This window comes from Curtobacterium sp. MCBA15_005 (assembly GCF_001864855.1).
GTDB classification, from domain to species: Bacteria; Actinomycetota; Actinomycetes; order Actinomycetales; family Microbacteriaceae; genus Curtobacterium; species Curtobacterium flaccumfaciens.
Genome location: NZ_MJGL01000045.1, coordinates 104853 through 115209, shown reverse-complemented (window position 1 = coordinate 115209; position 10357 = coordinate 104853). Strand labels below are relative to the sequence as shown.

12 protein-coding genes, 1 pseudogene and 1 riboswitch are annotated in these 10357 nt (G+C 74.1%); of the genes and pseudogenes, 5 read left to right on the top strand and 8 right to left on the bottom strand.

The features are described 5' to 3' along the window. Positions 1–68: 68 nt before the first annotated feature. The 3 genes from BIU89_RS13540 to BIU89_RS13530 all read right to left on the bottom strand — a co-directional run bounded on the left by BIU89_RS13540 (position 69) and on the right by BIU89_RS13530 (position 2887). On the bottom strand, positions 69–1145 hold the full coding sequence (locus BIU89_RS13540) for a winged helix DNA-binding domain-containing protein (protein WP_071247275.1): 1077 nt from the start codon (positions 1143–1145) through the stop codon (positions 69–71). Beyond that, positions 1142–1888 carry a phosphotransferase enzyme family protein gene (locus BIU89_RS13535; RefSeq protein ID WP_027465222.1) on the bottom strand — a complete coding sequence of 249 codons (747 nt, stop codon included), beginning with the start codon at positions 1886–1888 and terminating at the stop codon, positions 1142–1144. The genes BIU89_RS13540 and BIU89_RS13535 overlap by 4 nt, the downstream gene beginning before the upstream one ends. Before the next feature lie 102 nt (positions 1889–1990). Beyond that, positions 1991–2887, bottom strand: coding sequence for an NUDIX domain-containing protein (locus BIU89_RS13530; RefSeq protein ID WP_071247273.1), 897 nt, complete (start codon positions 2885–2887; stop codon positions 1991–1993). Positions 2888–2955: 68 nt separating this feature from the next. Continuing rightward, a riboswitch (TPP riboswitch) is annotated at positions 2956–3051 on the top strand. Between BIU89_RS13530 and thiM the strand changes: the two genes are divergently transcribed. The 3 genes from thiM to thiD all read left to right on the top strand — a co-directional run bounded on the left by thiM (position 3040) and on the right by thiD (position 6196). Next, entirely contained in the window at positions 3040–3906 is an 867-nt protein-coding gene (thiM, locus tag BIU89_RS13525; protein ID WP_071247270.1) for a hydroxyethylthiazole kinase, read from the top strand. Its footprint overlaps the riboswitch before it by 12 nt. Then, the gene (locus BIU89_RS13520) at positions 3903–4658 is read left to right on the top strand and encodes a thiamine phosphate synthase (protein ID WP_254791646.1); all 756 of its coding nucleotides are present in this window, start codon (positions 3903–3905) and stop codon (positions 4656–4658) included. Before thiM ends, BIU89_RS13520 begins: the two co-directional genes overlap by 4 nt. Beyond that, a complete protein-coding gene (gene thiD, locus BIU89_RS13515) occupies positions 4655–6196 on the top strand; it encodes a bifunctional hydroxymethylpyrimidine kinase/phosphomethylpyrimidine kinase (protein ID WP_083404372.1) in 1542 nt (513 codons plus the stop codon). The genes BIU89_RS13520 and thiD overlap by 4 nt, the downstream gene beginning before the upstream one ends. Here thiD and BIU89_RS13510 read toward each other — a convergent pair. From BIU89_RS13510 to BIU89_RS13495, 4 genes are all read right to left on the bottom strand, one after another. Beyond that, entirely contained in the window at positions 6141–6650 is a 510-nt protein-coding gene (locus BIU89_RS13510) for a metallophosphoesterase family protein (protein ID WP_071247267.1), read from the bottom strand. The genes thiD and BIU89_RS13510 overlap by 56 nt on opposite strands. Continuing rightward, on the bottom strand, positions 6647–7117 hold the full coding sequence (locus BIU89_RS13505; protein ID WP_051596672.1) for a MarR family winged helix-turn-helix transcriptional regulator: 471 nt from the start codon (positions 7115–7117) through the stop codon (positions 6647–6649). The genes BIU89_RS13510 and BIU89_RS13505 overlap by 4 nt, the downstream gene beginning before the upstream one ends. An 83-nt stretch (positions 7118–7200) precedes the next feature. Then, the gene (locus BIU89_RS13500) at positions 7201–7662 is read right to left on the bottom strand and encodes a VOC family protein (protein WP_071247264.1); all 462 of its coding nucleotides are present in this window, start codon (positions 7660–7662) and stop codon (positions 7201–7203) included. A 21-nt stretch (positions 7663–7683) separates the two neighbouring features. Beyond that, on the bottom strand, positions 7684–7980 hold the full coding sequence (locus tag BIU89_RS13495) for a GNAT family N-acetyltransferase (protein ID WP_027465216.1): 297 nt from the start codon (positions 7978–7980) through the stop codon (positions 7684–7686). 75 nt (positions 7981–8055) lie between these two features. On the opposite strand from BIU89_RS13495, the gene BIU89_RS13490 reads away from it, so the two are divergent. Further along, positions 8056–8691: an NADPH-dependent F420 reductase gene (locus BIU89_RS13490; protein ID WP_071247262.1), complete on the top strand. Its 636-nt coding sequence runs from the start codon at positions 8056–8058 to the stop codon at positions 8689–8691. A gap of 160 nt (positions 8692–8851) precedes the next feature. On the opposite strand, the gene BIU89_RS13485 is transcribed toward BIU89_RS13490, so the two are convergent. Next, complete coding sequence (locus tag BIU89_RS13485) at positions 8852–9820, bottom strand: aldo/keto reductase (protein ID WP_071247260.1); 969 nt, start codon at positions 9818–9820, stop codon at positions 8852–8854. Between the two features lie 112 nt (positions 9821–9932). Between BIU89_RS13485 and BIU89_RS18630 the strand changes: the two are divergent. Continuing rightward, positions 9933–10357: pseudogene (locus tag BIU89_RS18630) on the top strand (hypothetical protein); the annotation flags it as partial.

Genomic DNA, 10357 nt, shown 5'->3' with positions numbered 1-10357 from the left:
GGCCGTGCCGGTGGGGAGAGGGCCGGTGCAGTCTCGGACCGCCGGCACACGGTCCGCAGGTGGTCGCGTCAGACCACAGTGGTCACGACCGGCGCTCCGAGGAACGCCGCGTACCGCGCGGCCGCCGCCTGGAGTGCACGGACGGACATAGCGTCGAGGGCGCCGAAGGGTGTGACGCTGACGAGGTGCTCGGCCCGGCGCTCGGTGCGCTTCCAGGTGCCGACGACGCGACCCCGGACGACGGCCATCGGCAGGAACACGCCGTTGGCCCCGGGGACGACCCGGTCGGCGTGGGCGGGGTCGAGCTGCGCGGACCGGTCGGTGTACCCGAGCAGGTACTCGTCGAAGCCGGGGAGCAGGTGCCCGGTGGGGACGCGCGCGGCTGCCGGCCGGTCGGCGAGGGCGAGGAGCCCGTCGCCGAGGTCCTCGACCGCGTCCCCCGCCACGGCTCGGGCCCGGCGGAGGTCACCGAGCGGCAGCTTCGTCCAGCTCGCGGCGTCGGCCTCGGTCGCGGGGCCACGACCGCGCAGGTACCCGAGCAGGACCCGGCGGAGGGCTTCGTCGCGGTCCGGCGGGTCAGCGGTGGCGGGTGCCCACTCGTCGAGCAGCACGAGCCCCTGCCCGACGCGGGCGGTGGGGCCCCAGGCGACGAGGCGTTCCTGCGCGAGCTGCAGGACCAGGTGGTAGCCGCGACCTCCGGCCGGGTCGATGCCGGCAGCGCGGTACGCCGCGAACAGGTCATCCCGGACCAGCGCACGGCCGCCCTCGAGGGCCGCGATCGTCGCGTCACGGGCCCGGCCGAGCAGGGCGTCGTCGATGCCGAGCTCGGCGGCGCGTCGGGCGATCGTGCGGAGCGTCCGTTCGGCGGTGAGCGAGAGCAGCAGTCGCAGGTCGTCGGGGCGCAGGGCGTGAAGGGTGCCGCGCATCGGCCACGAGCGGACGAGTTCCCCGCGGTCGAAGGCCTCGCGGACGTCGTCCCGCGTCGATCCGGGAGCGCGGACCCCGATGGCCCAGAGCACCTGACCGAGGTCCTGCCCCTGCACCGCCAGCATCCGCTCGACGACCTCGGCGGGGCGCAGCCCGGGCGCCGCGATGCCCTGCGCCGCGAACCGCGCCGTCCGGAGCCGCGCGGGGCTGGTGGTCACGCGACGGCGGCGGTGACGGCGTCGGCGTGCTGCTCCAGGTAGGCGACGTCGGCGCGGTACAGGTCGGCGTGGCCGTGCTGCAGGTCGCTGACGAACTTCGGGTTGCCGGCGGCGGCCTCGTGCTCGATCGTCGTGACGAGCGCGACGAGCGACGCGATCATCGTCTCGGCCAGGACGCTCCGGGAGCGGTCGTCGAGGGCGTAGGCGCGGCAGAACTCGGCGGCCCGTGCGAGCCGCTCGTCGAGGTCGGGGGCGGTCGATCCCTCGACGGCGCCGGTGGTGAACGGCGCGAACCGGTAGACCGCACTCGCGACGTCCCAGACGCGGGGCCCGGGGTGCGCGGTGTCGAAGTCGATCAGGCCGACGGCGGCGATGCCGTCGTAGACGCAGTTGTACGGGGCGAAGTCGCCGTGCACGATCGTCTCGACCGGGGCACGGTCGGCCTGCGACCAGAGGTCGTCGGTGGCGCTGCGCGGGAAGCTGGCGGCGGCGTCGTGGAACTGGCGGAGCAGGCGGGCGCTGGTGACGAGGGCTGCCTCGCTGGCGATGTCCTCGGTCCAGGGGTACTCCCCCGCGACGCCCGGGACGAACGAGACCGTCTCGAGGGTGTCACCGAGGGCGATCGGTTCGGGGGCTGCGACGAACCCCTGCTCGTGCAGGTGGGCGAGCAGCCGGTGCACCGTGGGGGTCCACGGCCCGGCGGGGCGGTGGACTCGGTCGTCGGCCCTGGTGATGCGCTCCAAGGGGAACCTCCTGCGTGTTGCGTCTCCGTTGACGGAGGGCCAGCGTACCGGCAGCGACCGACGGCCGCTCGGCGACCATCCGGAACGCGGCGGTCCGGGCGGCTACAGCTGGTCGCGCAACCAGGACGGCCCGTGGACGACCGCGCCGAGAGCCTCGACGCGGTCGCGGAGCTCGCGGTCGGCCGTCACGACGACGACCGGGCCGTCGCCGGCACGCACCGCGGCCCGCGCGGACTCGACGATCGCGTCGTCGCCGGAGGCCGGAGCACGGAGCACGTCGACAGCGCCCGTGGCACCATCGTTCGCAGCGGCCCGGGCCTCCCCCTCGAGCACCACGGTCCACCGCGGCCACCACCGCGCGAACGGCAGGTCGAGCAACGATGCGGGCACCCCGCCCGCGGCGAGCGCCGACACCTGTGCGAGCAGGCGTGACGCGGCGCCGGCTCGGTCCTTCCACCAGCCGTCGGGCACGCTGCCGACGACGTTCGCCGCGTCGACGACGACGTGCGGTGTGTTCGCGACGGTGGCACGGAGCGCCGGCCACGACCTGCCGAAGCCGGGGTGCAGGGGCAGGTCGTCGACCTGGTCGATCGGGATCCACGACAGGGCGAGGCTCTCGCGGTCGGCGATGACGGGTTCGAAGGGTCGGGAGGCGCGCCCCACGACGGTCGTGTAGGTCCAGAACCCCAGGTCGAGCAGTGCCGTGTGGCGCAGGGCGATCGCGTCGTCGGGCACGCCGGCTTCCTCGGCGGATTCGCGGAGGGCGGCGGTCACGGCTGCTTCGCCCTGGTGCCGTGCGCCGCCGGGGATGCCCCAGGTGCCGCCGTGGTGGCTCCACTCGACGCGGTGCTGCAGGAGCACGCGGCCGGCGCCGTCGTCGACGAGCAGGCCGGCGGCGCCGAAGCGTCCCCACGCCTTGGTGCCGTCGGGGCCGACCGCCCAGGCGTCGCCGGGGTCGCGGGGGCCGGGTGGGGGCCCGGGGGGCGTTGCATCTGGCACGGTCCAACCCTGGCACACGGTGCCCGGAGCGGGCCTCGAAGTGGTCACCGGGCGTCGTGTACGGTGTCGCTCGAGACACGGGGTGCCGCATCCAGCGGCTGAGATCACACCCGTCGAACCTGCTCGAGCTCGTACTCGCGAAGGGATCGTCCATGGAAACCGTTGCGCCCTCCCCTGCCTGGGCCCACCGAACCGCCGAACTGCTCGAGGCCGTGCGTGCCCGGGCCCCGCTGGTGCAGTGCATCACGAACACCGTCGTGCAGAACGTCACGGCGAACGTGCTGCTCGCGCTCGGGGCCTCGCCCGCGATGGTCGACGTGGCGACCGAGGCGGGGCCGTTCGCCCGCGTCGCGGATGCCCTGCTGGTGAACACCGGCACCCCGCACGCCGAACCGCGGGTCGCCGCGCTCGAGGCCGTGCACGCGGCCCGTGACGCGGGCACCCCGTGGGTCCTGGACCCGGTGGCCGTCGGTTCGCTGCCGGTGCGGACCGCCCTGGCGCGTGACCTGCTCGCGCTGCGCCCGACGGTGCTGCGGGGCAACGCCTCCGAAGTGCTCGCCCTGCTCGGCGACTCGGCCGGTGGCCGCGGGGTCGACAGCACCGTGGGCACGGACGACGCCCGGGTCGCGTCCGTCGCTGCTTCGGACGGGAGGCTCGTGGCTGCGGTGGCCGTGTCGGGTGCGGTCGATCTGCTGGTCGCGCCCGGCATCGGTGTGGTCCGGGTCGCGAACGGGACCGACCTGTTGACGCGGATCACCGGTGGCGGGTGCGCGCTCGGCGCGGTCGTCGCCGCGTTCACGTCGGTCGCGCCGGAGGACGCGGGGGCCGCTGCCGTCGCCGCCACCGCGGTGCACACGATCGCCGCCGAGCTCGCGGCACGGGAGGCCGGCGGACCGGGGACCTTCCAGCCGCTGTTCCTCGACCGGCTGGCGTCGCTGACCCCGGAGGACGTCGTCCGCGAGGCCCGGATCACGGTCGAGGCCGCTCCTGCGGTCGACGCCCGGGCGGTGTCGGCGTGAGCGGGCTGCAGCAGTCTGCGGGGTTCGGCGTCTACCTGGTGACCGACGGTGCCCTGGCCGACCGGCACGGCATCGGGGTGCTCGGGGTCGTCCGCGCCGCCGTGCACGCCGGGGTCCGGATCGTGCAGGTGCGGGACAAGGACGCCTCGGCGCGTGACCTGCTCGCCCTGACCGCCGCGGTCGCCGACGCCGTCGGGGACCGCGCGAGGGTGGTGGTCGACGACCGGCTCGACGTCGTCCTCGCCGCACGGCACGCGGGACACCGGGTCGCGGGCGTGCACCTCGGCCAGTCCGACGTCCCCGTCACGGCCGCCCGTGCCCTGCTCGGAGCGGACGCCCACGTGGGCCTCACGGCGAACACGCTCGCGCACCTGGCTGCCGTCGAACGACTCCCCCGCGGCACCGTGGACCTGCTCGGCGTCGGGGTCGTGCACCCCACGGCGACGAAGGCCGACCACCCGCCGGCCCTCGGCCACGACGGGTTCGCCCGGTTGGCCGCCGCCACCGACATGCCGTGCGTGGCGATCGGTGGGGTGACTCTCGACGACGTCGTGCCGCTCCGGGCAGCCGGTGCCGCGGGCGTCGCGATCGTGTCGGGCATCTGCGCCGCGGCCGATCCCGGGTCCGCAGCGGCCGCGTACGTGGCCGCGTGGGGCCCTGGACCCGGCCAGGTGGCGGAGGCGGGGCGGCCCGCAGAAGGCGCACCGGTCCTCCCGGCCTCCACCTCCACGCGCCGCGGGGCGGACGCATGAGCGTCCCACGGGTGCTGAGCATCGCCGGGACCGACCCGACGGGCGGGGCCGGGATGCAGGCGGACCTCAAGGCGATCGCCGCGCACGACGGGTACGGCATGGGCGTGGTCACCGCCCTCGTCGCGCAGAACACGCACGGGGTGCGGTCGGTGCACGTGCCGGACGTCGGGTTCCTGCGGGAGCAGCTCGACGCGGTGTCGGACGACGTGACGATCGACGCCGTGAAGATCGGGATGCTCGGCACCGCCGACGTCGTGCGGGTCGTGACGGACTGGCTGCGGGAGCACCGGCCGCCCGTGGTCGTCGTGGACCCGGTGATGGTGGCGACGAGCGGGGACCGGTTGCTCGACGAGGACGCGGCGTCGGCCATGGGGGCGCTGTTCGCGCTCGCCGACCTGGTGACGCCGAACCGGGCCGAGCTCGTGGTGCTGGCGGAGCTCGCCGGAGCGTCTTCGTCGGCTTCGTCGCTGGATGCCGCGCGTGCCGTGGCGGCGCGGTGGGACGTCCTGGTGCTGGCGAAGGGCGGCCACGACGAGGGTCCGACCTCCGACGACGTGCTCGTGGCACCGGACGGCACCGTGCGGGTGTTCACCGGTCCCCGGGTCGCGACGACGAACACGCACGGCACCGGGTGCTCCCTGTCGAGCGCGATCGCGACGCTCGCCGCACGGCACGGCGACTGGGAGCTCGCGGTCGGGGTGGCGAAGGAGTGGCTGACGGCGGCGCTCCGCGGGGCCGACGCCCTGACGGTCGGGAGCGGCAACGGCCCGGTCGACCACGGGGCGCAGGCGCGGGCGGCCCTACCGGCGCTGTCGTACACGGACGTGTGGTGGGCGGATGCGGCATCGGTGCTGCAGGAGACGATCGACTGCGCGTTCCTGGTGGGGCTCCGGGACGGGACGCTCGAGCCGGAGGTGTTCGCCGGCTACCTGGCGCAGGACGTCCACTACCTGCGGGCGTACGAGCGGCACCTGGCGGCGCTCGGGGTCGGTGCCGCCGGTGCCGGTTCGGATGCTGGTGCTGCCGCTGCTGCTGCGTTCTGGGCGGCTGCTGCGCAGGGGTGTGCCGACGAGGCCCGCGACCTGCACCACCGTCGGCTGGCCGGTTCGCACGCCGACGATCCCGTGCACCCCACGTGCGCCGGGTACCTCGCACACCTGCAGCAGGCGGCGGACTCCGGCTCCGCGGCGGTGCTGGCCGCCGCGGTGCTGCCCTGCTTCCAAGTCTACGCCTGGGTCGGGTCGCAGCTCGGGGTCGCTCCGGACGGGCACGCTTTCGCCGACTGGATCACGGCGTACGGGGACCCGGGGTTCGCGGCGTCGAGTGCCGAGGCGACCCGGCTCGTCGAGGAGCTGGCCCGTGCCGCGACGCCCGACGAGCGAGGGCGGATGGCCCGGGCGTTCCGGCGTTCGACGGAGTGGGAGCTCGCGTTCTTCCGGATGCCGACGGAGGCACGCGACCGGGGCGAGCGGGCAACCGGGGCTAGCGGGCGACCGGCGGCAGCCGCACCAGTTCGACCGACAGCTCCGCGCCGGTGACCGTGCCGCGCATCCACGTGTGGTCGGGCTGGCGACGGCGGTCGGTCGGCGAACCGGGGTTCAGCAGGCGCATCCCCGACGGCGCCACGGTGTCCCACGGGATGTGCGAGTGACCGAAGACGAGCACGTCGGTGTCCGGGTACTCGGCGTCCATCCGCCGCTCCCGACCGGTCGACGCCCCGGTCTCGTGCACCAGGGCGAAGCGCAGGTCCTCGATGCCGAACCGAGCGACGAGCGGCAGCCGGTCGTCGAACTCCGGGCCGTCGTTGTTGCCCCGCACCCCCGCGAAGCGGCTGGACCGCGCCTGCACGGCGTCGAGGGTGGCGAGGTCGACCCAGTCCCCCGCGTGCACCACGAGGTCGGCCGCGTCGACGTCGGCCCACAGCCCGGGCGGCAGGTCCCTCGCGCGCTTCGGCAGGTGCGTGTCGGACAGCAGGACGAACGACGTCGTCACGACTCGGTGGGTGCCGGCATCGGGAGCCCGGCCTCATCCGAGGCCCCGAGGCGCTCCAGCAGCCCGGCGAGCAGCGCGATGTCGTCGTCCGACCAGTCGGCGAGCCGTTCGTCGAGCGCGTCGCGGTGCAGCTGCACCGACCGTTCGAGCGCTGCGCGGCCGGCGTCGGTTGCCTCGAGCGGCTTCGCGTTGCCGCTGCCGCCGTCGGTCGTCCGCACCAGCCCGGTCGCGAGGAGCCCGGACAGCTGCCGCGAGATCGTCGAACGGTTCAGCCGCAGGTAGCGGGCGATGTCGATGGCCATGCAGCCCGGGTGCTGCACGACGAAGTCGACGAGGGACTGGTCGACGACGCTCAACACCTGGTCCGAGCCCCGAGCGCGGATGCTCGCCCGACGGGTGATGCGGGCGAGCTCGGTGTACGCCCGGCTGATGTCGCTGTTCCGGACCCTCGAACTCGGGTGGTCCATGGTGGCTCCAGCCTGTCTGTGCCGGCGCCTGCCGGCGGTCTCCTGGTCCGGTCACACTACCGGCGGGTCCGTGTGGAGTGGGGTCAGCGACCGGCCGCGGCAGCCTGCAGTGCGGGGATGTCCAACTTGACCATCTGCATCATGGCCTCGAACACGCGGGCGTTGGCCTCCGGGTCGCCCGATCCGCTCATCAGCTCCCCCAGCATCGACGGGGTCACCTGCCACGCCAGACCCCAGCGGTCGGTCAACCACCCGCACGCCATCGGGCTCCCGCCGTCGGCGAGCAGGGCGTCCCACAGCCGGTCGAGCTCGTCCTGCGTGTCCACGTCGATCTGGAACGAGACCGCGTCGGTGTGCGGGTGCCCGGGGCCGCCGTTCATCGCGCGGTACGGGGCGCCGAGCAACGTGAACTCGACGACGAGGGCACGGCCGTCGGGCATCCGGCTGACGCTGTCGACGCGGCTGTCGGGGAACAGTCCGACGTAGTACTCAGCGGCCTGTTCGGCCTGGTCGTCGTACCAGAGGAACGGGGTGATGGTGGGCACGCGAGCCCCTTCGTTCGGTGCTCAGTCCGCGGCGCTGCGGCTGAGCAGGTCGGCTTTCTCGGGGTGTTCGTCGAACCACTTGCCGACGAACCAGCACATCGGCACGATGCGCTTCGTGGTCGACGACTCGACGTCGGCGACGGCGTACTCGACGAGTTGCGCCGCGTAGCCGTGGCCGCGGTGCTTCGGGACGGTGTAGGTGTGCGGGAAGGCCACAGCGTCACCGTTCACCCGGTAGTCGAGCACGCTCACGAGCTCGCCGCCGACGTACATCGCGTAGCGGTCCTGGTCGGTCTCGTCGCGGAACTCGTGGTCCATGCCGCCATCATGCTCCCGGCGAGGCGTTCGTGCCCCCGGGGAATGCACGACGGCAGGCAGCGTTGCAGGGACACCATGACAACCATCGGAATCATCGGCGCCGGCAACATCGGATCCCAGCTCGCACGACTCGCGGTACGGAACGGCCACCAGGTCGTCATCGCGAACTCCCGCGGCCCGGAGACCCTGACCGACCTGGTCACGGAACTCGGCGACGGCGCACGCGCGGCGACTCGCGACGAGGCAGCCGCAGCGGGTGAGATCGTCGTCGTGACGGTGCCGCTCGCCGCGATCGAGTCGATCCCCGTCGAGCCCCTCGTCGGCAAGGTCGTCATCGACACGAACAACTACTACTGGGAGCGCGACGGCCACATCGCCGCCCTCGACGACCAGTCGACGACCACCGCCGAGCTGCTGCAGGACCACCTGCCCGGCGCCCGTGTCGTGAAGGCGTTCAACCACATCGGCGCCGACGACCTGACCGGCCACGCGACGCCGGCCGGCACCCCGGACCGTCGGGCCCTCGTCATCGCCGGCGACGACGACTCCGCCAAGCAGACCGTCGCCGAGCTCATCGACGCGTTCGGCTTCGACGTCGTCGACGCCGGGCCCCTCGCCGAGGGCTGGCGCATCCAGCGGGACACCCCCGGCTACGGCCCGCGGATGACCGCCGCCGAGCTGCGCGACGCCCTGGCCGCCGCGACGCGCTAGTCCTCGGCTCCGCGCAGCACCGCCGCCGTTTCGCCGCCGTTTCGCGCTGAGCGACACCTCACGGGCGCCGCACCCCGTGAACTGTCGCTCAGCGCGAAACACGCCGGCGCGGAACGACCAGCGCGGAACGACCGGGCGCGACCCGGCGCGAAGCGCCCGCTCAGGCCCGGTCGAAGATCGTCGTCATGTCGGCGATGTCGTCCTCGGTCGGCGTCCACGTCGTGCCGGCCTCGACGTTCTGCGTGATCTGCTCCGGCTTCGTCGCCCCCGCGATGACGCTCGACAGCCCCGGCTGTGCCAGGAGCCACGCGAACGTCGCCTGCAGCATCGTCACGCCCCGGTGGTCGCAGAACCGCTGGTAGTCGTCGAGCACGTCCCACGGGGCGTCCTCGAGCACCTGTGGCTTCGAGGTCGTCAGCCGCCCGTCGGCCGGGCCGCCCGCCTTCGTGTACTTGCCGGTGAGCAGCCCGTTGTAGAGCGGGAAGAACGGCAGGAACCCGAGCGCGTACGCGCGCACCGCCGGCAGGACCTCGGCCTCGGCGTCCCGGGCGAGCGGGCTGTACTCGTTCTGCGCGGACACGAACGCGGTGGTGCCGGCGATCGACGCCGTGAGCTCGGCCTCGGCGATCTGCCACCCCGCGAAGTTCGAGTGGCCGACGTAGCGGATCTTGCCCTCGCGGACCAGGTCGTCGAGGACCGACAGGGTCTCCTCGATCGGCGTCACGTCGTCGGGCCGGTGCATCTGGTAGAGGTCGATCCAGTCCGTGCCGAGACGCCGGAGCGACGACTCCACCGCGAGCCGCACGTACCGGCGGGACCCGCGGACGCCCCAGTCCGGGCCGTTCGCGCCCTGCATGTCCATGCCGAACTTCGTGGCGAGGACGATCTCGTCGCGGCGGCCGCGGATCGAGCGTCCGAGCATCTCCTCGGACATGCCCGGCACGCCGCCGTAGATGTCGGCGGTGTCGAAGAGCGTCACCCCGGCGTCCAGGGCCGCGGCGACGACGGCGTCGGTGCCCTCCTGCGACTCGGACGCGGTTCCCCGCCGCCCGAAGTTGTTGCAGCCGAGGCCGACGGTGGAGACGACGAGCCCCGAGGGGCCCAGGGGACGGTGTTCGATTCCGGTCATCACCCGAACGTACCGGCGACCCCGAACTGGGGCTGCGATCCACACAGCGGTTGCCGCTACAACTGAGCATGGATCAGTCGACGGAAGGAGCGCCGCAGTGGCAGCGCATCGCATGCCCGAATCGGACCGGCCCCGTCGGCCCGTCCCGGCCTGGGTGACCGCGCCGCCCGTCGACGAGGTCGCGCCCGAGCGGGTCGCCGCCGCCGGTCACGTGAACGCCTCCGGCCGGGAGGCCCGCCCCACCCCCGCCTCGTCACGCGCCGCCCACGCGGCGCCGGTCCCACCGACCACGGTCGCCCCCGCCGGGACCGTGCCCGCCGCGCACGCACCGACCGCTGAGCCCGCGTCGATCGCCGCCCTGGTCGAGGCCGACGCCCCGGTGCCCGACTTCCCGCCGCAGCAGGAACTGCTGCCCCCGGCCCCGACGTCGCCGAACGTGCACACCGTGCCGTTCGAGACCCCCGCGGTGCCGCCGTCGTCGGTCGTCCCCGCGTCCGGGCTCGTGGTGCCGGTCTCCCCGGTCGCCGCCGCACCCGC